The organism is Amycolatopsis sp. NPDC114484 (assembly GCF_055633755.1).
The window spans coordinates 93,286-117,041 of the sequence record NZ_JBVKDQ010000008.1; the positions used below are offsets into that span (position 1 = coordinate 93,286).

The following is a 23,756-nucleotide window of genomic DNA, read 5'->3' on the forward strand; positions in this document are numbered from 1 at the left end:
AGCCGGGATCAACCAGGGGACTTCAGCGAGGCAATGACGAGGCGCGCCAGGCCCCGTCACCAGCGGCGATCGGCGCGTGCACCGCAGCAGACCGGTCGCCCCACCACGACGTACGACGCCGCACCGGAGCGGGTGCCGAAGCCGAAGCGGCCGTGGCCACCACCGCGGTGAGCGCGGCGAGTTCGGCGTCGTCCGGGTTGCCGCGGACGACGCGGAGCAGGGGAGTGTCCGTCATCGCGGCCTCACAGGGGGATGTTGCCGTGCTTCTTGGGCGGCAGCGATTCGCGCTTGGTGCGCAGCAGGCTCAGCGCCTTGGCGACGTGGCCGCGGGTGTGCGCGGGCGCGATCACGGAGTCGACGTAGCCGCGTTCGGCCGCCGCGTACGGGTTGAGCAGCGTGTCCTCGTACTCCTGGATGAGGTCCGCGCGCAACGCGTCGACGTCCTTACCCTCCGCGGCCGCGTTGGCCAGCGTCTTGCGGTGCACAATGTTCGCCGCGCCCTGCGCGCCCATCACCGCGACCTGCGCGGTTGGCCAGGCCAGGTTGATGTCCGCGCCGAGGTGCTTGGAACCCATCACGTCGTACGCGCCGCCGTATGCCTTGCGCGTGATCACCGTGATCAGCGGGACGGTCGCCTCCGCGTACGCGTAGATCAGCTTCGCACCGCGGCGGATGATGCCGTTCCACTCCTGGTCGGTGCCGGGAAGGAAGCCGGGAACGTCCACAAAGGTCAGCACCGGGATGTTGAACGCGTCGCAGGTCCGCACGAACCGGGCGGCCTTCTCGGACGCGTCGATGTCGAGGCAGCCGGCGAACTGCGTCGGCTGGTTCGCGACGACGCCGACGCTCTGCCCGTCGACCCGGCCGAAGCCGACCAGGATGTTGGGCGCGAACAGCTCGTGCACCTCGAGGAACTCGCCGTCGTCGAGCACGCGGGTGACGACCTCGTGCATGTCGTACGGCGTGTTCGGCGAGTCCGGGATGAGCGTGTCGAGCTCGCGGTCGGTGTCGGTGACGTTCTCGAAAAACCCGGCGGGCGGTGCGTCCGCGTCGAACTCCGGCGGCTCGGACAGGTTGTTCTGCGGCAGGTAGGAAAGCAGTTCCTTGACGTAGGCGATGGCGTCCTCGTCGTCGGAACCGAGGTAGTGCGCGACGCCCGACTTGGTGTTGTGCGTGCGCCCGCCGCCGAGTTCCTCGAAGGTGACGTCCTCGCCGGTCACCGTCTTCACGACGTCCGGTCCGGTGATGAACATCTGCGACGTCTCGTCCACCATCACGACGAAGTCGGTGAGCGCGGGGGAGTAGACGTGCCCGCCCGCGTTCGCGCCCATGATCAGCGAGATCTGCGGGATGACGCCGGAGGCCATGGTGTTGCGGCGGAAGATCTCGCCGTAGAGGCCGAGCGACACGACGCCTTCCTGGATCCGCGCGCCGCCGCCCTCGTTGATGCCGATGATCGGACGGCCGGTCTTGATCGCCAGGTCCATCACCTTGACGATCTTCTCGCCGTAGACCTCGCCGAGCGCGCCGCCGAAGACGGTGACGTCCTGGCTGAACACGCACACCGGACGTCCGTCGACGGTGCCGTACCCGGTGACGACGCCGTCGCCGTACGGGCGGTTCTTCTCCAGCCCGAAGTTCGTGGAGCGGTGCCGCGCCAGCTCGTCCAGCTCGACGAACGAGCCCTCGTCGAGCAGCAGATCGATCCGCTCGCGGGCGGTTTTCTTGCCCTTGGCGTGCTGTTTCTCGATCGCGCGCGCCGAGCCGGCGTGCACGGCCTCGTCGTAGCGGCGGTAGAGATCCGCGAGCTTGCCGGCCGTGGTGTGGATGTCCGGTTCTCCCTCGGGCGGCGTCCCGAGCGGCTGCGTCGCACTGCTCATGTGGCGGAGCTTAGCTACTGCGCGGTTGCCGCGCGTGTGGCGTAGGACTCCCTCTCGTGCGCGGCGCAGACCAGCACGCGGCCGTCGAGCGTGCCGATGACGAGCCGGTCCGGGGCTCGCGCGCTCAGCGACAGCGGGACGACCGGGTGCCCGTTGACCCGCAGGTGCTGCCGTCCGAGTTCGCGCCCGTCGGTCGCGTCGAGGGCGACGATCTCGCCGGAGTTGAACGCGACGTAGACGGTGTACCCGATGGTGTCTATCGCGGTGACCTGATGGTCGGCGGTGAAGACCCACTGGGCTTTCCCGTCCGGGTACGAGCGGCGGACGACGCAGGAGTTGCCGGGCTGGAGCCCCCGCCCGTCGTAGACCGAGGTGGTATGGACGATCGAGCCGTCGATAAACACGCCGGGGCCGCCGAAGAGGTGCCTGCCTTGGGCAGCGTCCCATTCCAGCGGAAACAATCGCTTGGTTCCACGCCCCCGGGGATCGAAGGCGACGACCCATTTGTCCTGGTGCGCTCGCGGGCCCATGCCCTGCAGGAACAGCAGCGCGGGCGCGCGGCGGATGTCGAAGAAGTGGTTGATCAGGTCGTAGCCGCCAAGGTCGACGCGGGTTTCCGAGGGCAGCACCTCGGTCAATCCGGAATAGGGACGGATGGCGAGCTGTCCGGTTTCGTCGGTGCTGAGCACGGCGGGATGCTCGACGGTCCGGAACGCATCGGAGTATCCGTCGGTGAGCTGGACGCGTTCGACAGTCGTGCCGGAGATGGTCCAGCCCGCCCACGAGTTGGTGAAGACGGCGGTGTTTCCAGCGGGTTCGAGATAGAGCTGGCAGCCGATGCCCGAGCTGGGCACGCACCACTCACGTTCGCCGGTAGCCGACCAGCATTCGGCCGCGACGTGTTCAAGGCTGGCGAGAATCCGTCCGTCGTTCAGCGCGGCGACTGCCCACACCTGTCGCCGGTGGTTTCCGTCGGCACCAGCGGCGAGCGGTTCGGCCGGTTCGGTACCGGGGCCGTCGACCTGCAGCGAACGGGCTTTCACCGTCCGCCAGTCCGGCACGGCGATGGTGACGGCCAGCGTGGAGAAGCCGAGCTGTTCCTCCTCGCAATCGTCGAACACGGAGATCTTCGCGTCGAGAGTCCGGCGATCGCGCCAGCGAAGTTCGGTGACCTCACGGCGGTCCTTCAGCAAAGAGGTCGCGAGGCCGGATTCGAGGTCGAGGACGGTCAGCTCGCCCTCGTAGAAATAACCGCCGTCGTACGACCCGGAGCCGATGGCCAGGAGTGGCAGCTCGGGATGGAAGGCCAACGCGTTGACCGGCCAATGCAGGCTCACCAGATGAACGCATTCGAGCGTGTCGGCACGGTAGACGCCGACGCGGTTCCAGGCGGTCGGCTCGGACGAACTCATCACGCTGTGCCCGGCCCACTGCGGTTTTCCCAGCGAACCCCCGACGGCCACACAGCCGCTGCGGGGATCGGTCTCGGTCACCCGCACCTCGCCGACTTCGGCGAACCGGCCGTCGCCGAGAACCTGCTGGACCGTCAGCACTTCGGAGTGGATCACCGGCGAAGCCTATGGCCTGCCCGGACCTGCTGGCAGTTGAATTTTCGGCGTCGGCCTGGCCTTCGGCGGCGTTGTCGGGCCTAGGGTGGGCAGCGTGCTGCTCGCCGACGCCCCGGTCCGCTCGCTCGGGCCCGCCGACCTGTCCGCTTGCCTCGACCTCGGAACCGATCGCGGGTGGCCGCGCGAGGAACGGAAATGGGCGATGCTCCTGGACGTCGGCCGCGGATTCGGCATCGACGCCCCGGACGGCGGCCTCGCCGCGGCGGCGGTGCTCACCCGGACCGGGCCGACCGCGAGCGTCTCGATGGTCGTCGTCGCGGAGCGGTTCGCGCGTCAGGGGCTCGGCCGTCGCGTGACGGAGCAGGCGCTGGACGAAGCCGGTGACGCCGTGGTGTCCTTGCACACCACGGAAAACGCGCGTCCGCTGTACGAATCGATGGGCTTCGAGTTCGACGGCGGCTGCAACGACCATCGTGGCCGCTTCACCGACGACGACGGCCCGGCGGCGCGGCCGATCGGTCCGGCGGACGTGCCGCGAGTGTACGAATTGGACAGTGCGTCGCAAGGCTTCGCGCGGCGGGAGTTGTTGAACCGCATGCTGTTCGAGGCCGATCACGTCCAGGTGACTGACGACGGTTACGCGCTCGGCACCGCGCAAGCCGGGGTGCTGGTGATCGGTCCGGTAGTGGCCGCGGACGAGGACCAAGCCCGCGCCCTGATCCGCGGCATCGCCCGCACCACGTCCGGCGACCTCCGGCTGGCGGTGGACCACCGGTTCCCGGAGCTGTCGGCGTGGTGCGAGGCGCGCGGGCTGGCGGTCCACGGTCCGGCCCCGCGACTGGTCCTGCACGGAAAAGCGTTGCCAGGCCCGGCCGAGATGCGGTTTTCGCCGTACAACACCGCTCTCGGCTAGCTGTACCGCTTCCTGACCTCGGCCCGCCGCTCCGCCGACCACGGCTCCAGTTCCACCTTGAACGTCCCGGCGAACAACGCGTTCAGCTGTTCATGCCGTGCCGTCAGCAAGTCCGGCAGCTGATCGGCCAGCTCCGCCGGAACGGTCTGGGTCAGTTCCGCCCGCACGCCGTCCAGCGGATCCGAGGTCACTTCCCACCGCACGCGCCCGGCCGGTTTCCCGTCGTGCAGCCAGGTGTGGGCCAGCACCTCAGGCGACCGCGACTCCAGCACCTCCGCCCCGTCTTCCGGCTGGGGCAGCCGCTTCCAGACGTCCTCGGCGGGCGGCCAGACCAGGTCGCGGCGGAAGCGGATCGTCCCGCCGTCCAGGACTTCGCCGTCCTCCAGGCCGAACTCCTCGATGTAGTGCACCATCCGCGAGTGCCAGTCGGTCGGCAGTTCCGGGGTCCGGCCGTCCAGCGCGGCTTCGAGGGAGTCCAGGCAGGCGACCCAGCCGGTGACGTGCCGTCCCGCGCCGAGCAACGCGAGGTCCGGCTCGCCGCGGTTGAAGACGTGCGTGAACGCGAGCTTGCTGCCCGTGCCGTCGGCCGACACCTCGATCCGGATCAGGTCCGAGTTCCAGGTGAACTCGAAGACCTCCGGCGGCCGGTAGCCGACGATCTCGCCCTCGCTGACGTCTCCGGTTTCGGTGAAGGTGAACGTGATCTTCCCGCCTGGCGCCGGGGTTTCCGGCAGGGTGACCGCGGCCGGGAACCAATGCGCCAGCTCCTCGGGCGAGGTGACCGCGCGCCACACCTTCTCCGGCGGATGGGCCAGGGTCCGTTCGAGTTTCACGCTCGGTCGTCCGCCAGGAGTGGTTCGCAGGATCGCCATGCCCGTATATAACCACGGAGGTATATACGGGTCAAGCCGTCAGGTGTGCCGCATACCCGGTCTGACCTGGGGCGACCTCGGGAAGCAGGACGAGTCGCCGGTCGTAGTCTCCGCCGTCCTGCGTGCGGTACGGCAGCGGATCGGTCGTTTCCAGGGAGTGCAAACGTTTGCGCAGCTGCTCGACGACGCAGTCGAACTTCTCCGGCGTCATCCGATTCGTGCCGGTCACCTTGAGCGGCGGGAGGACCGTCATGCCGGTGTAGAAGAGCGTGGCGTGCTGGACGTTGAACAGCAGGTCGTCCAGCGAACCGTGCGCGCCGCGCGGGCCGAGGCTGTCCTCGTGCGCTCCGGCGGTGACGATCACCATCGCGCGCTTGCCGGCCAGCACGCCGTTGCCGTAGCGCAGGGTGTGGCCGGTTTCGTCGCGGTAGTCGTAGCCGTATCCCTGCACGAAAACGCGGTCGAACCAGCCCTTCAGGATGGCTGGGGTATCCGCCCACCAGAGCGGGAATTGGACGACGACGGTGTCCGCCCAGTCGAGCTTTTCGTGCTCGATCCGGACGTCCTCGGGCACGGTCGCGATCTCGTCGACGATCGGGTTCCAGCGCATCGCGTAGAGATCGGATTCGCGCACGTCGTGGCCGAGGTCGCGAAGCGTGGTGACGCCCTCGTCGCGAAGCGCGCCGTTGAGCGATGAGGGGTCGGGGTGGGCGTAGATCCACAAGACGTTCATAAGGCCAGGGTGCAACCGGCGAAACGCCCAAAACAGTGGCCCGATGGCCACCTTGTGCAAGAATCGGGCCATGGCTGTTTTTCGTCATCCGGAGCGGCACAAGGTCGCGGTGCTGGTGCGGCACGGCATGCTCGTGATGGAACTCGGCATCGTCCACCGGCTGTTCGGCCAGGCCAGAACCGCTGATGGCGAGCGGTTGTACGAGGTCGTCACCTGCACTCCGGAGCCTGGCGACATCCGCACCGATTCGGACTTCACCATCCCGGTCGCGCAGGGGCCGGAGGCAGTGGCCGAGGCCGACACCGTGATCGTGCCCGCGTCGTCGCTCGAGTACGAGCCCACCGGACGGCAGCTGACCCCGCAGCTCAAGCACGCGATGAGCCTGGTGTGCCCGGACAGCCGGATCGCGTCGATCTGCACCGGCGCGTACGTGCTCGCCGCGATGGGCCTGCTCGACGGCCGCCGCGCGACCACGCACTGGCGTTCAGCGTGCGAGTTCCAGCTCGAATACCCGCGCGTGCAGCTCGACCCGGACGTGCTCTACACCGAGGACGGCAACGTCTTCACCTCGGCGGGCGTCGCGTCCGGCATCGACCTCTGCCTGCACCTGATCCGCCGCGACTTCGGCGCGGCGGTCGCCAACGAGGTCGCCCGCGGCACGGTCGTCTCGCCGCATCGCGAAGGCGGTCAGGCCCAGTTCATCCGCCGTCCGGTGCCGGAGCCGCGGTCGTCGTCCACCTCGGCCGCGCGGGCGTGGGCGCTGGAACACCTCGACCAGCCGATCACGTTGCGCGACCTGGCGGTGCGCGAATCGATGAGCACCCGGACGTTCACCCGGCGGTTCCGGGACGAGGTCGGGATGTCCGCGCTGCAGTGGCTGACCCAACAGCGAGTGGAGCGCGCGCGGCAGTTGCTGGAGGAATCGGAGCTGCCGGTCGACCGGGTCGCCGCGGCGTGCGGATTCGGGACGGCGGCCTCACTGCGGCAGCACCTGCAAGCCGCGCTCGGGGTTTCGCCGAGCGCCTACCGGACCACGTTCCGCCGTCCGGCCTGAATGCGGCGGTCCGTGGCAGCGCTGTTCGCGAGCTGCCACGGACCGACCCCCAGCGGCACTCATCCTGGCGAGCGGGCTGGGGTGTTCGGTACCCCGGTGACCTGGTCTTACAGAATCTGACAGGCGTCAGGAGACGACCGTCACCAGTACGTACACCGGACGGCGGGTCGAGAAGAACTCCGCGCCGTTCGCGTCGACCATCTTCCAGCCGATCCAGCAGCGTCCCGGCGCGGCCGAAGCGGTCAACGGGATGCTCACCATCACGTGGTCGCCGGGCGGGGTGTCGCCGACCAGCACCCGGTCCGGAGTGCGGCAGGAGCCGGGGCTCGGCGGCAGGTCCATCCGCTGCAGGTACCGCTGGTGCCAGGGCACCGAGCCGGTGTTCTGCAGTTCCCACACTTTCTGGACCGTCTCGCCGACGTGGAGCACGGTGCCGTCGGGCACGGTCACGTCGCCGACGAACTTGGAGTTGTCTCCGGAGACTCGCGCGCCGACGTCGACCATGCTGCCGTTGTTCAGCTTCGGCACCACAATCGCGGCGACGGCGGCGAGCAGCACGACGACGAACGCGACCGCGGCCAGCGCGTATTTGCGGCGGCGGGGTTTCTCCGGGGCGACCGGGTCCGAGGTGATGAGCACCGGTTCCGCCGACGCGATCGCGGCCGTTTTGACGATCCCGACCTCGGCCGGTTCGGCGATAGGGACCTCGGGTTCCGGCGGCACGCCCTTCAGTTCTTCCCAGCGTCGCCGCCACGGCTGTTCGTCCGAGTCGCACGCCCGGACGAACTCGCGCGTGGTGTCCCACGACGGGAACCGGGTGCCGCGAACCGCCTCGTGCAGCGTGGTGTGCGAGATCCGCCCGGAGCGGTCGGCCATCTTGCGAAACGACGGATTCCCGGCCCGCGCGCGCAGCGCGGCCAGTTCCGCGGAGAGCACCGCGGCGGCAGATTGCCCGTCGCCCATCGCTCTCCCTGGTTGTCAGATCCGCTGGTCGGACCAGTCTGACATTCCAGTTCGGCACAGCTGGGCGCACCCCGGTCGCGGCCCCGGCGAGGCGGCCGCGACCGGCGCGCGTCACTGCCAGGCGTCGGTGATCGGCGTCTCGTTCGCCGCGTTGCCGATCCCGGGAAGACCGTTGGCGGCCTCCATGGTGCGCAGCACGGTGTAGTGGTTGATCGTCTCCGAGTAGTCGCCTTGCTTCACGTGCGCGCCGGTGAAGCTCGTGTAGATCTGGTTCGTCGAGGTGCCTTCGTCCTCGTCGAACGTCACGATCAGCAGGCTGTTGTGCGTTTTGGCCCACTGGGCGTAGCCGTCGAGGTTGTTCTTCAGCCAGGTGTCGCCGGTGCCGACCGAGCAGTCGTGCATGTCGTTGCACATGTTCGGGGTCACGAACGCGACGCTGGGCAGTTGCGAATAGTCCGACGGGAACCGCGAGTAGCGCAGGTTGCTCGACGCGGGCACGTTCGAGAAGTCGACCCAGCTGTTGTGCTTGCGCCGGTACTCGCCGGACGAGCAGCCGGTGTAGCCGTCCGACGGCATGGACTCCGAGTAGCCGGTGAAGGTCTTCCCCGCGCCGGCGAGCTGCGAACCGAGGTTGTCCACGGCGCCGAGGTTCTGCGGGCAGGCGTCGTCGGTGACGCCCTGGGTGTCGCCCGAGAACAGCGCGACGTAGTTCGGCTGGCTCGGGTGGGTGAGCGCGTGGGAGTCGGTGAAGTTCGCGCCCTGCGCGGCGAGCGAGGCGAAGTAAGGCGCGGTGGTCGAGTCGATCGACGTCGACGACTCGTTCTCGAACATCACGAGCACGACGTGGTCGAAGGTGGGCACGGACGCCGCTGCTGAGGCTGGTTGGGCGGCGGTTGCCGCGCCGAGAATTGCCGTCGCGACGGCGGCCACGATCCGCTTGCGGAACACAGGTCCTCCAAGATCGGTCGGGAAATGCGCTCAGGTGGGAGCGGCATAGACCGTGCCACGGCGAAGGTGTCCCGGAGAGCGGTCGGTGGGTGAATTACTGGCGACCACTCGTCCGGGGCACGACTTTCGAAGGGTCAGCGTGCGAGCAGGTCCCGCAGTGATTTCGTAACGCTGGCAGGGAAAGTCTCGGCCATGAAATGTCCACTGTGTACGGTTTCGTGCACGAGGTCCGTTGCCCACGCCCGCCAGAGCGCGACGGCGTCATAGCCCAGCGCGACGCCCCAATCCTGCTGCAGCACGGTGGTCGGCATCTTCAGCTGGTTGCCCGCGTCCCGGTCGGCGCGATCGTGCTCGACGTCGATGCCGGCGGAGGCGCGGTAGTCGGCGACGATCGACGGGACCGCGTTCCGGCTCGCTTCGAGGTACCGGGCGCGGATGTCGGCTGGGATGGCTTCCGGGTCGGCGCCCCACTGGTCGAGGAAGTAGCTGAAGAACGCGTCCGGGGCACCGCTGATCAGCTGCTCGGGAAGGCCGGGCGGCTGCGCCATCAGGTAGAGGTGGAAGGCGACGGCCGCGCTGACGCCGTGCAGCACGTCCCACATGTCCAGCGTCGGCAGCACGTCGAGGATGGCCAGGTGGGACACGTGGTCCGGGTGATCGAGGCCGGCGCGGATCGCGACGAGCGCGCCGCGGTCGTGCCCGGCCAGCGCGAAGCGCTCGTGTCCGAAGGCGCGGGCGAGGGCGACCACGTCGGCGGCCATGGTGCGCTTCGAGTAGGTCTGACCGTCGTCGTCGGGTTTGTCGCTGTCGCCGTAACCGCGCAGGTCGGGGCACAACACGGTGTGGTCGGCGGCGAGGTCGGCGGCGACGTGCCGCCACATCAGGTGGGTCTGCGGGAAGCCGTGCAGCAGGACGACCGGCGAGCCGGAGCCCGCGACCGCCACGTTGAGGGACAGGCCGCCGGAGACGGGCACCCGCTGGTAGTCGAAGTTCATGCGACCCAGCGTGCGCCGGGCCGATCAGCAACCGATCAGCATCGACCGAGCTGATTACAGTACGGAACCGATGACCATCTCGTTCTCGGTGCTGGGCCCGCTGACGGCCCACGACGCGCGTGGGCCGGTGCCGTTGCCCGGGCCGCGGCATCGCGCGGTGCTTGCGCGGCTGCTCGTCGCCCGCGGGCAGGTGGTTTCGACGGACGCGCTGGTCGATGCGTTGTGGACCGAGCCGCGGGCGGGCGCGGTCGGCGCGGTGCAGACCTTCGTCGGCGCGCTGCGGCGTTCGCTCGAACCGGACCGTCCGCCGCGGACGCCCGCGAAGCTGCTGGTCACCGAGGGGCCGGGGTATGCGCTGCGCGCTGATCCGGAGCAGGTCGACGCGTGGCGGTTCGAGGCGTTGCTGCGAGGGACGCCTTCTGTCGCGCAGCTGGACGAAGCGCTCGGCTGGTGGCGGGGCGAGCCGTACGCGGAGTTCGCCGACGAACCGTGGACACGCGCCGAACGGGCTCGGCTAGCCGAACTTCGGTTGCTCGCGCTCGAACGACGGGCGGCCGGGCTGCTGGATCTCGGCCGCGCCGCCGAAGCGGTGCCGGATCTTGAGTCCCTTGTGGACGCTCATCCGCTGCGCGAGGAAGCGTGGCGGCTGCTGGCGCTCGCGTTGTACCGCGCCGGACGTCAGGGTGACGCGCTTGCCGCGTTGCGTCGAGCGCGGACTGGCCTGGCGGCGGAGCTGGGGATCGATCCTGGTCCCGCGTTGCGGCAGGTGGAGCAGGACATCCTCGCCCAGGCCCCGCAGTTGGCGCCGTCGGTTCCCGGTCGGTTGGCCGGGCGAGGATCGGAGCTGGCGCGGCTTGCCGAAGTCGCGGCGGAAGTGGCTGACCGCAAGCGATTCCGGCTCGTGCTGGTGTCCGGTGAGGCGGGCGCGGGCAAGACCGCGCTGGCGGAGGAATTCGCCGCGCGGCTGGGCTGGACCACGGCGTGGGGCGTGAATCCGGACGGTGCCGGGGTGCCGCCCGCCTGGCCGTGGACGCGGATTCTCGCCGCGCTGGGCGAACCGGTCCCGCCGCGGGCGACGGGCGGAGATCCGGCGGTGGCGCGGTTCGAATGGCATCAGGCGATGACCGCGCGGATCGCCGAGGTGGCGCGTCGGGGTCCACTGCTGCTCGTCCTGGACGATTTGCATTGGGCGAGCGAGGAAACTCTGGCGCTGCTTACTTCGATGACCGCGGAATCGGTGCTCCTGGTCGCGACGTATCGAACCACCGAAGTCTCCGCCGAACTGACCGCGACGTTGGGCAGGCTCGCGCGGGCCGACCCGGTTCGACTGTATTTGAGCGGGCTTTCGGTCGAGGCGGTGGCCGAGTTGGTGGGTGCCGAGTCCGCTGCGGTGGTTCACCGGCGATCCGGCGGAAATCCGTTCTTCGTCAAGGAACTCGCCCGTGCCCTGGATGCTGAAGGCGACCTTCCGGACGGAGTGCGCGACGTCGTCCGGAACCGGATCGCCGCGTTGCCCGACCACGTGCGTGAGGTGCTCGGAAAAGCAGCGGTAATCGGAGCGGACGTCGACCTCGGCCTGCTCGGCGACGTCCTCGACGAGCTGGAAACCGCTGTACAGGCAGGATTTCTGACCGAGAGCGGGCCGCGAGCATTCCGGTTCGCGCACGCGCTGGTCCGCGACGCCGTGTACGACGACCTTTCGCTGGCTCGGCGCGCACAGCTGCACCGTGAGGTCGGCGAGGTCTTAGCGAGTCGTCGGCCTTCCGAGGTTTCCTTGCTGGCCCACCATTTCCTGCTCGCCGGAGACGACCGCGGCACCGCCTACGCGCAAGCAGCCGCAGAACGCGCCGAGCGGGATTTCGCGCCCCACGAAGCACTTCGGCTCTGGCAAGCCGCACTGGCACAAGGACCGCGCACCGTGGAATTGCTAATGGGACTCGCGCGGACCTCCGCGTTCACCGGTTCCTTGGCCGCCGCGCGCCGCTACCGCGCCGAGGCGCTCGACCTCGCCGCCGACGATTCCGCGTTGACCATCCGGGTATTGACCGCCTTCGACGTACCGGGAATCTGGACCGAGAACGACGATCCGGTGCTGGCCCGCCGCATCGCCGACGCCGCCGAACGCGTCCACACCACCGATCCGCGCGTACGCGCCCGGCTGCTCGCGACCATCGCGTTGGAACTGCGCAACGAAGGTGGTCAACGCGCCCACGACGCGGCCGTCGAAGCGGAGAAACTGGCGCGATCTGTCGAGGACCCGGCGCTGCTCTCGTTGGCGTTGAACGCCCGCTGGACGCAGACCTTCACCCGCGCTGGCCTGGCTCCGGAACGTGCCCGGATCGGCGAAGAACTGGTCGACCTCGCTGCCCGGCACCGATTGGTGACGTTCGAGGTGCTCGGACACCTGGTGCTGATGCAGGCCCGCTCCGCACTCGCCGACTTCGCCGCCGCCGACACCCACGCGACTGCGGCGGATCGGCTGGGGGAGCAGTATGACCTCCCGCTCGTCAGCGTGTTCACCGACTGGTACCGCGCGCTCCGCCTGGCGGTCACCGGCCCGGTCGCCGCCGCGGAAGCTGCCTACCGCAGTGCTGCGGCGCGATTGTCCGGCAGCGGAATGTCCGGAGTGGACCGTGGCCTGCTGCCGCTGGCCCGACATTGCCTCTACGTCCAACACAGGGTTGAGTCCGCAGTGGACTTCACGCTCCCGCCGGATCGCCCGGACCTGTTCCTGGAACTGCGCGCTTGCCTCATCTTCTCGACCGGAGACGCGGGTGAGCTTTATGCGCGACTGGCCCCGGCGGAGAACGAACTGGCGGGCGCCGGTTCCGGTGTGGTGACGCTGGGCCCGGTCGCCTATTACCTGGGCGAGCTGGCCGTCCGACTGGGATTGCCGCCCGAAGAGCACTACCGCAAGGCCGCCGAAGTGGCCCGCCGCGCCGGTGCTGCGCACTGGGTCAGTCGACTACGTACCATTTGCCGCCGCGATTCTCCATAACCGCGTCGCCGAGGTCGCTGTCGGTGAATTTGACGGAGGCCCTCACCGCGCGCGCCGGGATCTCGACCTTCTTGGCCCCCTCCTTGATCTTGGAGCGGTCGACCGTGGCGGTCTGCAGGGCCTTCTTCTGGGTCGGGGAGATTAGCTGGAACGCCATCGGCATGGTCTTCTCGCACGGGCCCATGCCCTCGCTCTCCGCTTTCTTGGCGGCCGGACCGGCGATCTCGCAGACCGTCGCGAGGTCTTCCTTGCCCGCGGCGTGCATGAAGGCTTCGTACCGCTCGACCGCGTCACCGTCGGTCGTCTCCGCGGCCGACGACGAGGGTGCCGCAGAGGTAGACGGAGACGGCGAGGGCTTCGGCGCCGAGGAGGACGCGGGTGCGGTCGAAGGCGCGGGAGCGGCAGTGCCGTTGCTTTCGCCGGAGCAGCTGCTGATCAGGAGGGCAGCGCCTACGGCGAGCAAAGGGAGCATACGAGCGGACATGGCGTGCCTTTCCCGTCAGGAAGAATGCCCCGGAGCATAAGCGGCAGACGGGCGCTGCGTGCGAAAACGGGAATATTGCCGCTTGCGCCGAGCGCTCCGCCTAAGTATAGAATGCCTTCATTGTGAATGACGTACATAAATCCTCGGCCACGGACGCGGCGGGTCTGCTCTACGACCCAGGCGTCCGGGAAGCGATGAGCGCGTTCGCGCTGGGCGGGGACACTCTCGCGTTGGAAGCAGCCGCGGCGATCCGCTCCGCCGCCCAAGCAGTCGACCGGCTGCGCGGACACGGTGCGGGCGGACGCGGTCTCAGCACGGGAGCGCTCGATGTCCTCGCCAGGCTGAGCACCGGTCCCGAAACGGGCCTCAGCATCGGCGAGCTCGCTCGCGCCGCGGGGGTCAGTTCGCGGAACATCACCGGCTTGGTCGACACCCTCGCCCGCGATCAGCTGGCCGAACGCGTCCAAGACCAGCACGACCGCCGGTCGGTCCGCGCCAGGATCACGCCTGCCGGTCGCGAATGGCTGGCTTCCTTCCGCGAACCGGCGCAACGTGCGATGGCCGCCCTGTTCCGCGGCTTCAGCCCGGAAGAACTCGCCCAGTACCGGCACCTGTGCCTTCGCCTGGCGGAAAACCAGCGCCAGATCGAGCAGCAACTTTCCCAGGAGACACCATGACCGCGGCAACCCGGCGCACGGTCCGGGCCTATCACGAAGCCCGGTTCCGGGGCGACATCGCGGCGGCCGCGGCCCAGATCGGCGAGGGTTTTCGCTTCCGCAGCCCGTTCATCGCCTCGGAAAGCGCGACGGGCCACCTCGACGGAATCGACGGAATGCTGTCCATCGTCACCGGCGTCGAGCTGATCAGCGAGCTGTACAGCGACGCCGAAGCCACCTTGGTCTACGACGTGCATACCGCCTCGCCGGTCGGCATCCAGCGCACCGCCGAACATTTCCGTGTCACCGACGGGCGCATCACGTCGATCCTGCTGATTTTCGACGCGACCCCGTGGCACGCCGTGATGGCCGCGGCCGGACCCGCCTGAGGTCAGTTCGCCGGATGCCCCGCCCCGGCGTAGTCGTCCCCGGGCCGGTGGAACGTGTGGATCTGGATCGCCTGGCCCTCGGTCGGCGCGTTGATCATCAGGCCGTTCCCCAGATACAGCCCCACGTGGTGAATGTGCGCCGGGCTGCCGTAAAAGACGAGATCGCCTAGCTGCGGTTCCTGCCCTCCCGGAACCGGCGGCATCGAACGGAACTGGCTGTCCGCCGTGCGCGGCAAGGAAACCCCGGCGCTGTCGTAGGAAGCCTTGGTGAGACCCGAGCAGTCGAACCCGGCCGCGCCCGCGTCGGGACCGTTGCCGCCCCACACGTACGGCAGGCCGAGCTGTCCGAGCGCGAACCGAGCGGCGCGCACCGACGGCGCGTTCGACTTCGCCGGGTCAAGGGAAAGCGTCGCGTACAGCTGGGCGTAGCCGAGCACCCGCTGCCGGAACAGCTCCATGCCGCTGCCGTTCTGATACCCGGCGAGGGCCTTCCACCAGCCATTGCCCGCGGACAGGTCGACGCCGCTCGCGCACAGTGCGCGGCCCGCGGCGACCGACGCGGCCGACGGGTCGGACAGCGCCGGGTTCGCGATGCCGGGAATCTGCGCGCCGTACTTCTTCCACTGCGGCGTCGAAAGCCCCATCGCGGCACCGTCGCCGCGGCCGTGGTTGTTGCCGGCGACGCCGAGGCCCGCCAGCGTGACCCACGACAGGTGACAGTCCGGGCGCTCCTTGCGCATGGTCAGCTCGCCGTTCGCGTACCCGAGCAACGCGGGGGACGGGATGTCCAGCGGCCCGGCGAGCGAATCCGCCCACTTCTGCAGCGGAGCCGGACCACCGCCTCCGCCAGCCGCGCCCTGCGCCGGTTCCTGCGCTTGCACCGGGGCGCTCGCCTGCAGCACCGACGGACCGCTGACGGTCTGCGTGGGCACTGGCGCGGTGAGCGCGGCCTGCGCCGGAACGGGAGCGGGCTGATCGCGTCCGGCGACCAGCCAGCCCGCGGTGGCGAGTCCGGCGACCAGCGGCAACGCCACGAGGCCACGATGCAGCGCGCCGCGAGCCCAGGCGGGCTTCGGCGGCGCGTCGGCGGTGGGGTTCTCCGGCGTCACGGCGTCCAATCTAGAAGAGCGCACCTCTGGGTAACGAGCGAACGGCTTGCACGTTAGGGGGACTCTCATATTGTGGGCACATGGCTGAACTCGACGCGGCGCGGCTGCGGGACGGACTCGGCGGCCGCTACGCCCGCCTCGACGTCGTGGAGACGACCGGTTCCACCAACGCCGACCTGCGGGAAGCCCTCATCGGGGGTGCGGAGGACCGGACCGTTTTGCTGGCCGAACACCAGACCGCCGGAGTGGGCCGGCGGGCTCGCTCGTGGAGTTCGCCGAAGGGGGCCGGGCTGTACCTGAGCATCGCGCTGCGCCCGGCGGGCGTGCCGTTCTCCGCGCTCGGTTCACTGTCTGTGGTCGCTGGTCTCGCGGTGCACGCGCTCGCCACCGATCTGGGCGCCGACGTCGCCCTCAAATGGCCTAACGACGTGCTCGCCGGGCCCGAGCGGGCCAAGTGCGCGGGCATCCTCGCCGAGGCTGTCGGCACCGGCGACGCGGCCGTGGTGCTGGGCATCGGGCTCAACGTCCTGCCTCTCGGCGACGACGTCCCGGCCGGTCCGGGCGGTCTGCCCGCGACCTCGCTCGCCGAGCAGGGCGCGACGACCACCGACCGCACCGAGGTCGCGCTCGGCCTGCTGACCAGGTTCGACGACCTCGAACGCCGCTGGCGGACGGCGGGCGGCGACCTCACCGAGGCCGGTTTGCTCGGCGACTACCGCGCCCGGTGCGCGACGCTCGGACAGGACGTCCAGGTGCAGCTGCCGGACGGGTCGACGCTCACCGGCCGCGCCGCGGACCTGGACGCGTCCGGCCAGTTGCAGGTCGACGTCCCGGACGGGCGGCGGCTGACCGTTTTCGCCGGTGATGTGGTGCACGTTCGGCCTGCTTGACCGGAACGGGCGCGCCCGCGCGGGGCTCGCGCCGGTACGGTGGATCCACCACACCGGCACACATTCGCAGGGGAGCGCCCGCCGTGGCCTATCCGGACGATTTGCTCAGCCAGAACGAACGCGTGGTGGTGCACAGCCACCCGCACTTCAAGATGCTGATCTTCCCGTTCCTGGCGTTCGTGATCACCGTCGGCGCGGCGGTGTGGCTGTTCGTGGTCGCCAAGGACTTCGCCGGGCCGTGGAACAACATCACAATGATCGCGGTCGCCGCGGTGGCGCTGATCTTCGTGGTGTGGCTGTTCCTCGCGCCGCTGGTCCGCTGGCGCACGACGCACTTCATCGTGACGACTGACCGGCTGATCGCGCGCGAGGGCGTGCTCAAGCGCACCGGCATCGACATCCCGCTGTCGCGGATCAACAGCGTGCAGTTCGAGCACGGCCTGATGGACCGGATCTTCGGCTGCGGCACGCTCATCATCGAGTCGGCCTCGGACGAGCCGCTGCGCTTCGATGACATTCCCCACGTCGAGCACGTGCACACGGTCATTTACCGCGAAGTCAACGACAATCCCTACGACGACTACCACGGCGCGCCCGGTCCGCAGGACACCGAACCTCTGCCCCCGCGCGGCCGGGAACCGCGCGGAAGGAGACGCTGACGTGGGTGCTCGAGAGGTCGGCCTGCCGGAACGGGTCCCCGCGGGCGGACTGCCGCCGCGGGTCGAGATCTGGGAGGTCGGGGCACGCGACGGGCTGCAGAACGAGAGCTCGGTCGTGCCGGTCGAGGTCAAGCTCGAATTCCTGGACCGGCTCGCCGGCTCCGGGCTGACCACTCTCGAGGCGACCAGCTTCGTGCACCCGAAGTGGGTGCCGCAGCTCGCCGATGCCGAACAGCTGCTCGCCGGGCTCGACCGCCACGACGGCGTCCGCTACCCGGTGCTGGTGCCGAACGACCGCGGCCTCAACCGCGCGCTCGACGCGGGCGTCGACCACATCGCGATCTTCGCCAGCGCCACCGAGACCTTCGCCCAGCGCAACCTGAACTCGACCTTCGACGACCAGTTCGGCATGTTCGAACCGGTGGTCACGCGGGCCCGCAAGGAGGGCCTCGAGGTCCGCGGCTACCTGTCGATGTGCTTCGGCGACCCGTGGGAGGGCGTGGTCGACGTGGAGCAGGTCGTGCGGGCGGGCAAGCGGCTGCTCGACTTCGGCTGCTCGCAGCTCTCCCTCGGCGACACCATCGGCGTCGCCACCACGAACCAGGTCACCCGGTTGATCGAGGCGTTCGGGGACACGTCGGCACTGGCCGTGCACTTCCACGACACCTACGGCCAGGCGCTGGCCAACACCGAGGCCGCGCTGCGCGCCGGGGTGTCCACTGTGGACTCGTCGGCCGGCGGTCTCGGCGGCTGCCCGTACGCGGAGTCGGCGACCGGCAACCTGGCGACCGAGGATCTGGTCTGGCTGCTGGAAGGGCTAGGCGTGGAGCACGGCGTCGATCTCGGCAAGCTGGTGGAGACCAGCGTGTGGATGGCCGGGCAGCTGGGCCGCCCGTCGCCGTCGCGGGTCGTGAACGCGCTTGCCGGATAACGCTCCCGAATTCGTCCCGCTCGGGGCGGAGACCTGGCCGTTGTTCGAGCGGCTCTTCGGTCCGGGCGGCGTGCAGGGCGGCTGCTGGTGTGCGTTCTTCCGGCTCAGCGGCCCGGACTACAAGGCCGCCGGCCGCGAGGGTCGCAAGGAGCACGTCCGAAGCGAGGCGCAGGACGGGAAACCGTTGGGGCTCTTGGGAATCATCGACGGTGAGCCGCTGGGCTGGGTGGCTGTGTCGCCGCGGAAGGACAATCCGCGGCTGGCTCGGTCGCGCGTGATGGCGTCGGACGAACCGGGCGCGGTCTGGTCGATCACCTGCTTCTACATCCACCGGCGCGGCCGTCGGCGAGGGCTGGCGACGGCGTTGCTGCGGGCCGCCGTGGACTATGCCGCCGAGCAGGGCGCGGAAAGCGTCGAGGGGTATCCGGTGTCGGACACGACGCGTTCCGCCGCCGATCTTTACCACGGCACGATCGGCATGTTCACCGACGCGGGCTTCGAGTTGGTCGAGGAGCGCGGCCCGGCCCGCGCGTTGGTGCGACGGCGCATCCCGGTCGCCCGATAAGGTGGGTTTCCCGCTCGCCTGGAACCTTTCGGCGCGAGCGGGCGTCCGACCCGGTGCCGGCACGACCGAGAAGAGGGTGCCAGTGTCCGATCAGCCCGAACCCGCAGACACCGACGTCGCCACCGGCCCGGTGCGCGTGCCCGTGCAGTACGGCGGGTTGCTCGAGCGCGGCTTCGACGAGGTGCCCACCCCGCCCGCGGGCACCGGCGTGCTGCCCGGGCAAAGCCGTCCGCCGGTCGGTTCTCCGCGCACGGACCGGGAAAGCGTGCTGGCGCTGTTCGCGGTCCACATGTTCCCGCTCGGGCATTTGCCGGTGGCCGCGGACCGTCCGGACCGGCAGTTGCCGCTCCCCTCGGAAGCGGTCGCCGAGGGAGTGCGGCGTCCGTTGTTCGACCATCCGGAGTCGGCGTTGCTCGACGACAGCGCGGTGCTCGGATACGTCAAGCAGGGCTTCCGCCGTTCGCCCGCGCCGCCGGTGGATCCGGAGCCGCCCGAGGCGGTCACCGAAGGCTATGCGCCGCCGGAGGGCCCGGAGTGGGAGCGCCGGTTCGTGGTCGGCGCCGAATACGTGTGGCCGCCCGCGGAGCGGTGCCCGGAAGGCGGCGTCGAAGAGCCGAATCCGGTGGTATTGCCGGAAAACACGCTGTTGGACCGCTTCGGCAGCGACCACGGCCGCGTGTTCGCGCCGGACGGCACGCCGTTCTCGGAGCGCGCTTTGCCGCCCGCCGCGCTGCGTTCCGGTTACCGCCGATACCGCGTGCTGAAGCCGATGCCGGTGTGGCAAGCCACGTCGGCGGAGTGGTTCGACGGGCCGGGCGGCGGAATCCGCTACCGTGCGGTGCTCTCCGCGGACGAACTGGTCACGCTGGGATTCCTGGTAGATGTCACGCGGGAGGCACGATGAACACCCAGTCGATTCGGAAATGGCTGGACGTCATCGGAGTACCCGAGGAAGTCGTGTCGATCGGCCGGGAAGCGGACAACACGTGGTGCTTGCTGCCGACGTCCGACGGCGGCTGGGAAGTGTTCTGGCGCGAGCAGGGCAACCGCTACGACTGGGCCGCGTTCACCTCGGAACAGGTCGCCTGCCACTACCTCTTCGGCAGGCTGACCTGGTCACAGGTGGCGCGTGGCGCGGTCGGCGTGCTGCCCGGCGCTCACTGACGGCGCAGGATCGCCAGCGCCTCGTCGTGCAGCAGGCCGTTCGTGGACAGCGCTGAGCCGCCTTCGTAAGTCTCCGCGCCGGAAAGATCGGTGAACCGGCCGCCCGCCTCGGTGACGATCACCTGTGCGGCGGCGACGTCCCACGGATTCACGACGCACTCGGCCGCGACGTCCATCGCACCCTCGGCGACGAGGCAGTGGCTCCAGAAATCGCCGAACGCGCGCGACTCCCAGCACGCCTCGGTGAGTGCGAGGTACTTCTCGCGGGAGTGGTACTCGGTCCAGCTGTTCAAGTCCGTCGTGGACAGATAGGCGTCGCCGAGCGTCGCCACCTTCGACACCGACATGCGCCGTTCGCCGGCCGCGTCTCGCAGATGCGCGCCTTCGCCGCGCGCGGCCCACCAGCGTCGGCCCAGCAACGGCGCGCTGATCATGCCGACCACCGGTGTGCCGTCCTCGACGAGCGCGATCAGCGTCGCCCACACCGGGACGCCGCGCAGGAAGTTCTTGGTCCCGTCGATCGGGTCGATCACCCACGCCCGGCCCTCGGTGCCCGCGGTGCCGCCGCGTTCCTCGCCCGCGACGGTGTCGCCAGGCCGTTCGGCGGCGAGGATTTCGCGGATCGCGTCTTCGACGGCGGTGTCGGCGTCGGTCACCGGAGTGCGGTCCGGTTTCGCGGACACCGTGAGGTCGAGCGCACGGAAGCGGGCAGTGGTCAGCGCGTCGGCGGCGTCCGCCAGCCGGGTGGCGAGAGCGAGGTCATCCGAGTAGGCAGGCACGGTCACGATGGTTTCACGCCCGTTCGCCGTAAGGTTGGCCAGGTGAGCATGGTCCTACTTGCCGAAGACGATCCGGCCATCGCCGAGCCGCTGTCGCGCGCACTGCACCGGGAGGGGTACGAGATCGAGGTCGTCACCGACGGCCCGGCGGTACTGGCCGCGACCGCCGCGCACCGCGTCGACCTGCTCGTGCTCGACCTCGGACTGCCCGGGATGGACGGGCTGGAGGTGTGCCGCAGATTGCGCGCGAGCGGTACCGAACTGCCGGTCCTGATGCTCACCGCGCGCACCGACGAGGTCGATTTCGTCGTCGGCCTCGACGCGGGCGCGGACGATTACGTGGCCAAGCCGTTCCGGCTCGCGGAGCTTCTCGCGCGGATCCGCGCGCTGCTGCGCCGCCGGGTGCCGGAGGTGCTGGAAGCCGGCGGTGTCCGGATGGATCTCGGCGCGCGACTGGTCACAGTGGACTCGCACGAGGTGCAGCTGGCGAACAAGGAGTTCGAGCTGCTGCGCGTGCTGATGAGCCGCGCCGGGCAGGTCGTCAGCCGCGACGAGATCCTCGCCGAGGTGTGGAACGACCTGGAGTCCAAGACGTCGAAGACGCTCGACATGCACATGTCCTGGCTGCGCCGCAAACTCGCGGTCGCCGCCGACGAGGCCGCGGGCAGGCAGGCGAAACCGGCGCACTCCGACGCCGAACGGCGCATCGCGACCGTGCGTGGCGTCGGGTTCCGGTTCAATGTCGAGTAGCCGCCGATGAGCATGCGCCGCCGGATCCTGCTGGCGATCCTCCTCGCCGTGCTGGTCACCGCGGCCGTGCTGGGCATCCCGCTCGGCGTCACCGCGTGGCGGCTGGTGGAGAACCTCAACCGGGAGAGCCTGGCCGAACGAGCTCGCAACATCGCCGCGACGGTCGATACGCAGGTCGCGAACGGCCAGGAAATCGACCTGGAGCAATTCCGCGTCGGCGTTCCCGAGGGCGGCATGCTGATCGTGCGCGCCGAGGGTTTCAGCGAAAAGCATCTCGGCGCGAACCCCGGCCCGAATCCCGTGGTCGAATCGGTACCGACCGCGCGCAGCGGCACGGTGATGCTGGCGATCCCGAGCGGTCCGGTGCGCACGAAGCAGACGCAGGTGACGCTGTTGGTCGTGCTGCTGGTGGTGCTGTCGGTCGGCACCGGCACGGTGGTCGCGACCGTGACCGCGCGCCGCCTGGCGAAACCGCTGCGGCACGTCGCAGACCGCGCGTCCCGCCTGGGCGGCGGCGATTTCCGCCCCGACCCGAGCCGGTATCGCGTGGCTGAACTGGACATGGTCGCGGAGGCCCTGGACACGTCGGGGTCCGCCTTGGCACAGCTCGTGCAGCGGGAACGGCAGCTGGTCGGGGATGTCTCGCACCAGCTGCGGAGCCGGTTGACCGCTCTGCAGCTTCGGTTGGAACCGCTGACCGGCCATGAAGACCCCGACGTCGCCGAGGAATCCCGGGCCGCGCAGGAGCAGGCGGACCGCCTGGCCCAGGCCCTGGACGAGTTGCTGGCCGCCGCCCGCGCCGCCCGCGAGGTGGACGCCGAGCCGGTCGACCTGCCGGTGGCGCTGCCCGCGGTCGCGGAGGAATGGCGTCAGCTGCTGCGGGTCGAGGGCCGGAATTTACGCCTGAAGGTCGCGGACGGCTTGATGGTGCGAGTGACTCCGGCGCGGCTGCGCGAGGTGATCGGGGTGCTGCTGGACAACGCCCTCCGCCACGGCGCGGGGACCGTGACGCTGTCCGCCCGCCGCGGCGACGCGGAGGGGACAGTGGTGATCGAGGTCGCGGATACCGGGTCTGGAGTGCCGGACGAAATCGCACCACATATTTTCGAGCGCGGTTTTTCCGGCGGCGGTTCGACTGGGGTCGGCTTGGCGTTGGCACGCGCCCTCGTCGAGGCGGACGGCGGACGGCTGGAACTGTCGAATAAGCGTCCGGCGATTTTCAGTCTGTTCTTGAAGGTTCCGCGCCCGGATGAGGTGGGGGAATTGCGGTGGCCCGCGGAGCCGGTTCCTCGCTGAGCAGGACGCGGACGGCTTGCCGCAGGTCAGGTGCGGTGCGGTGGGGTGGTTGCGGATCTTGCGGCCACGCGCGGTGGTGGCTGATCCAGAGGGTGCGAATTCCGACGTGATGCCCGCCCGCGATGTCGAGGCTCGGGCTGTCGCCGATGAGCCAATCGTCGGGTGACAGCGTGGTTCCGCAGTTCTGCGCGGCTCGGTGGAAGATACGTGGATCCGGTTTGCGCAGGCCGACGGCGGCGGAAACGCAGTAACCGTCGATCTCTTCGGCGAGACCGGTGCGCTGGAGTTTCGCTAATTGGTTGTCCTGCATACCATTGGTGACAATGCCGATTCGCCACCCGGCGGCGCGCAGGGTACTGAGATCGTCCAGCGCGTGCGGGAAGAGCCGCACCAGTTGCGGGATCCTCGCGCGGTAGTTCGCCCACAGCTGTTCAGCTGGCCCGGCTAGAGCGAGCCTCTGCCGTACTTCGGCGAAGAACCGGTCCATCGGACCTCCGCGCCGCGCGGAGACCAACCAGGCCACCGCGTCCTCGGGAAGCCGGTACTGCGCGACGAATTCCCCGGCCCAGCGGGAAACGCACCGCTGAGATCGGTCAGCGTGTCGTCAAGGTCGAACAGCGCCAGCCGGGTCACCGGGGAAGCCGGGTAACCCCGTCCTTCCGCCGTTCCCCCAGCTCATCCGGGAAAACCCACTTCTTGAATCCCCAGAACCGGAACACCATCGCCAGCAGCATGCCGATGATCGACCCGCTCGCGAAGTCCGCGACCTCCTGCACGAACCGCGACACGTTCGGCACTTCCAGGTGCAGCCAGTAGCGCGAGATCAGCAGCGGAATCAGGTTCACCACCACCGCGACCCCGCTGATCACGAAGAACAGCGTGGCCTCGTGGGCGCGTTCGCGGCCGCCCCGGGTGCGGAACGACCATTCGCGGTTGAGCACGTACGACACGATCGTCGCGACGATGATCGCGATCGCCTTCGCCGTCGTCGGTTTCGACTCCAGCACGCTGAGCTTCAGCAGGTACCAGACGCCGTTGTCGACCAGGAAGGTCGTGCCGCCCACGATCGCGAACTTCAGCAGCTCCCGGTGCTTCACGAGCACGGAGCGCAATGGCTCGGGGGTGCGGGCGAGCACGGTTTCGACGACGGTCACGTATCG

26 protein-coding genes are annotated in these 23,756 nt (G+C 69.5%); 13 read left to right on the forward strand and 13 right to left on the reverse strand.

The window, feature by feature from the left end; genetic code table 11:
- Positions 1 to 22: 22 nt before the first annotated feature.
- The 3 genes from ACZ7SW_RS21050 to ACZ7SW_RS21060 are packed head-to-tail and all read right to left on the reverse strand — an operon-like array spanning position 23 to position 3,448.
- Positions 23 to 235, reverse strand: a complete 213-nt coding sequence (locus tag ACZ7SW_RS21050; protein ID WP_470232118.1) for an acyl-CoA carboxylase epsilon subunit — start codon at positions 233 to 235, stop codon at positions 23 to 25.
- A 7-nt stretch (positions 236 to 242) separates the two neighbouring features.
- Positions 243 to 1,880, reverse strand: a complete 1,638-nt coding sequence (locus ACZ7SW_RS21055; protein ID WP_470232119.1) for an acyl-CoA carboxylase subunit beta — start codon at positions 1,878 to 1,880, stop codon at positions 243 to 245.
- Positions 1,881 to 1,894: 14 nt separating this feature from the next.
- Entirely contained in the window at positions 1,895 to 3,448 is a 1,554-nt protein-coding gene (locus ACZ7SW_RS21060; RefSeq protein WP_470232120.1) for a hypothetical protein, read from the reverse strand.
- Positions 3,449 to 3,542: 94 nt separating this feature from the next.
- Here ACZ7SW_RS21060 and ACZ7SW_RS21065 point away from each other — a divergent pair, with 94 nt between their 5' ends.
- Entirely contained in the window at positions 3,543 to 4,361 is an 819-nt protein-coding gene (locus tag ACZ7SW_RS21065; protein ID WP_470232121.1) for a GNAT family N-acetyltransferase, read from the forward strand.
- Here the strand turns inward: ACZ7SW_RS21065 and ACZ7SW_RS21070 are convergent.
- Positions 4,358 to 5,233 (reverse strand): SRPBCC family protein, encoded by an 876-nt coding sequence (locus tag ACZ7SW_RS21070; RefSeq protein ID WP_470232122.1) that lies wholly within the window; start codon positions 5,231 to 5,233, stop codon positions 4,358 to 4,360. The genes ACZ7SW_RS21065 and ACZ7SW_RS21070 overlap by 4 nt on opposite strands.
- Before the next feature lie 31 nt (positions 5,234 to 5,264).
- The gene (locus ACZ7SW_RS21075) at positions 5,265 to 5,966 is read right to left on the reverse strand and encodes an NAD(P)H-dependent oxidoreductase (RefSeq protein ID WP_470232123.1); all 702 of its coding nucleotides are present in this window, start codon (positions 5,964 to 5,966) and stop codon (positions 5,265 to 5,267) included.
- Between the two features lie 70 nt (positions 5,967 to 6,036).
- On the opposite strand from ACZ7SW_RS21075, the gene ACZ7SW_RS21080 reads away from it, so the two are divergent.
- Complete coding sequence (locus ACZ7SW_RS21080) at positions 6,037 to 7,020, forward strand: GlxA family transcriptional regulator (protein WP_470232124.1); 984 nt, start codon at positions 6,037 to 6,039, stop codon at positions 7,018 to 7,020.
- A gap of 126 nt (positions 7,021 to 7,146) precedes the next feature.
- Here the strand turns inward: ACZ7SW_RS21080 and ACZ7SW_RS21085 are convergent, their stop codons facing one another.
- The 3 genes from ACZ7SW_RS21085 to ACZ7SW_RS21095 form a co-directional block, all read right to left on the reverse strand.
- Positions 7,147 to 7,983, reverse strand: a complete 837-nt coding sequence (locus ACZ7SW_RS21085) for an NBR1-Ig-like domain-containing protein (protein ID WP_470232125.1) — start codon at positions 7,981 to 7,983, stop codon at positions 7,147 to 7,149.
- Positions 7,984 to 8,094: 111 nt separating this feature from the next.
- Positions 8,095 to 8,931, reverse strand: coding sequence for an alkaline phosphatase family protein (locus tag ACZ7SW_RS21090; RefSeq protein WP_470232126.1), 837 nt, complete (start codon positions 8,929 to 8,931; stop codon positions 8,095 to 8,097).
- A gap of 134 nt (positions 8,932 to 9,065) precedes the next feature.
- A complete protein-coding gene (locus ACZ7SW_RS21095) occupies positions 9,066 to 9,926 on the reverse strand; it encodes an alpha/beta fold hydrolase (RefSeq protein ID WP_470232127.1) in 861 nt (286 codons plus the stop codon).
- A 70-nt stretch (positions 9,927 to 9,996) separates the two neighbouring features.
- Between ACZ7SW_RS21095 and ACZ7SW_RS21100 the strand changes: the two genes are divergently transcribed.
- Positions 9,997 to 12,924 carry a BTAD domain-containing putative transcriptional regulator gene (locus ACZ7SW_RS21100; protein WP_470232128.1) on the forward strand — a complete coding sequence of 976 codons (2,928 nt, stop codon included), beginning with the start codon at positions 9,997 to 9,999 and terminating at the stop codon, positions 12,922 to 12,924.
- Here ACZ7SW_RS21100 and ACZ7SW_RS21105 read toward each other — a convergent pair.
- Complete coding sequence (locus ACZ7SW_RS21105) at positions 12,884 to 13,408, reverse strand: hypothetical protein (RefSeq protein ID WP_470232129.1); 525 nt, start codon at positions 13,406 to 13,408, stop codon at positions 12,884 to 12,886. The two genes, ACZ7SW_RS21100 and ACZ7SW_RS21105, sit on opposite strands and share 41 nt — an antisense overlap.
- Before the next feature lie 122 nt (positions 13,409 to 13,530).
- Here ACZ7SW_RS21105 and ACZ7SW_RS21110 point away from each other — a divergent pair, with 122 nt between their 5' ends.
- Positions 13,531 to 14,085: a MarR family winged helix-turn-helix transcriptional regulator gene (locus ACZ7SW_RS21110; protein ID WP_470232130.1), complete on the forward strand. Its 555-nt coding sequence runs from the start codon at positions 13,531 to 13,533 to the stop codon at positions 14,083 to 14,085.
- The gene (locus tag ACZ7SW_RS21115; protein ID WP_470232131.1) at positions 14,082 to 14,453 is read left to right on the forward strand and encodes a nuclear transport factor 2-like protein; all 372 of its coding nucleotides are present in this window, start codon (positions 14,082 to 14,084) and stop codon (positions 14,451 to 14,453) included. The genes ACZ7SW_RS21110 and ACZ7SW_RS21115 overlap by 4 nt, the downstream gene beginning before the upstream one ends.
- 2 nt (positions 14,454 to 14,455) lie before the next feature.
- Here the strand turns inward: ACZ7SW_RS21115 and ACZ7SW_RS21120 are convergent, their stop codons facing one another.
- Positions 14,456 to 15,562: a C40 family peptidase gene (locus tag ACZ7SW_RS21120; protein WP_470232132.1), complete on the reverse strand. Its 1,107-nt coding sequence runs from the start codon at positions 15,560 to 15,562 to the stop codon at positions 14,456 to 14,458.
- Positions 15,563 to 15,642: 80 nt separating this feature from the next.
- On the opposite strand from ACZ7SW_RS21120, the gene ACZ7SW_RS21125 reads away from it, so the two are divergent.
- The 6 genes from ACZ7SW_RS21125 (at position 15,643) to ACZ7SW_RS21150 (ending at position 19,771) form a co-directional block, all read left to right on the forward strand.
- Positions 15,643 to 16,452, forward strand: a complete 810-nt coding sequence (locus ACZ7SW_RS21125; protein WP_470232133.1) for a biotin--[acetyl-CoA-carboxylase] ligase — start codon at positions 15,643 to 15,645, stop codon at positions 16,450 to 16,452.
- An 83-nt stretch (positions 16,453 to 16,535) separates the two neighbouring features.
- The gene (locus ACZ7SW_RS21130; protein WP_116204771.1) at positions 16,536 to 17,111 is read left to right on the forward strand and encodes a PH domain-containing protein; all 576 of its coding nucleotides are present in this window, start codon (positions 16,536 to 16,538) and stop codon (positions 17,109 to 17,111) included.
- Position 17,112: 1 nt separating this feature from the next.
- Entirely contained in the window at positions 17,113 to 18,042 is a 930-nt protein-coding gene (locus ACZ7SW_RS21135; protein WP_470232134.1) for a hydroxymethylglutaryl-CoA lyase, read from the forward strand.
- Positions 18,032 to 18,607, forward strand: a complete 576-nt coding sequence (locus ACZ7SW_RS21140; protein ID WP_470232135.1) for a GNAT family N-acetyltransferase — start codon at positions 18,032 to 18,034, stop codon at positions 18,605 to 18,607. The genes ACZ7SW_RS21135 and ACZ7SW_RS21140 overlap by 11 nt, the downstream gene beginning before the upstream one ends.
- 82 nt (positions 18,608 to 18,689) lie before the next feature.
- On the forward strand, positions 18,690 to 19,511 hold the full coding sequence (locus ACZ7SW_RS21145; RefSeq protein ID WP_470232136.1) for a TNT domain-containing protein: 822 nt from the start codon (positions 18,690 to 18,692) through the stop codon (positions 19,509 to 19,511).
- A complete protein-coding gene (locus ACZ7SW_RS21150) occupies positions 19,508 to 19,771 on the forward strand; it encodes a hypothetical protein (protein ID WP_344288791.1) in 264 nt (87 codons plus the stop codon). The genes ACZ7SW_RS21145 and ACZ7SW_RS21150 overlap by 4 nt, the downstream gene beginning before the upstream one ends.
- On the opposite strand, the gene hisN is transcribed toward ACZ7SW_RS21150, so the two are convergent.
- A complete protein-coding gene (hisN, locus tag ACZ7SW_RS21155) occupies positions 19,765 to 20,556 on the reverse strand; it encodes a histidinol-phosphatase (protein WP_470232137.1) in 792 nt (263 codons plus the stop codon). The two genes, ACZ7SW_RS21150 and hisN, sit on opposite strands and share 7 nt — an antisense overlap.
- A gap of 42 nt (positions 20,557 to 20,598) precedes the next feature.
- On the opposite strand from hisN, the gene ACZ7SW_RS21160 reads away from it, so the two are divergent.
- The gene (locus tag ACZ7SW_RS21160) at positions 20,599 to 21,300 is read left to right on the forward strand and encodes a response regulator transcription factor (RefSeq protein ID WP_009072764.1); all 702 of its coding nucleotides are present in this window, start codon (positions 20,599 to 20,601) and stop codon (positions 21,298 to 21,300) included.
- A 12-nt stretch (positions 21,301 to 21,312) separates the two neighbouring features.
- Complete coding sequence (locus tag ACZ7SW_RS21165; protein WP_470232315.1) at positions 21,313 to 22,596, forward strand: ATP-binding protein; 1,284 nt, start codon at positions 21,313 to 21,315, stop codon at positions 22,594 to 22,596.
- Here ACZ7SW_RS21165 and ACZ7SW_RS21170 read toward each other — a convergent pair.
- Together ACZ7SW_RS21170 and ACZ7SW_RS21175 are read right to left on the reverse strand one after the other, a co-directional pair.
- Positions 22,520 to 23,119 (reverse strand): HAD family hydrolase, encoded by a 600-nt coding sequence (locus tag ACZ7SW_RS21170; protein ID WP_470232138.1) that lies wholly within the window; start codon positions 23,117 to 23,119, stop codon positions 22,520 to 22,522. The two genes, ACZ7SW_RS21165 and ACZ7SW_RS21170, sit on opposite strands and share 77 nt — an antisense overlap.
- A gap of 106 nt (positions 23,120 to 23,225) precedes the next feature.
- The gene (locus ACZ7SW_RS21175; RefSeq protein WP_344288785.1) at positions 23,226 to 23,750 is read right to left on the reverse strand and encodes a GtrA family protein; all 525 of its coding nucleotides are present in this window, start codon (positions 23,748 to 23,750) and stop codon (positions 23,226 to 23,228) included.
- Positions 23,751 to 23,756 lie beyond the last annotated feature (6 nt).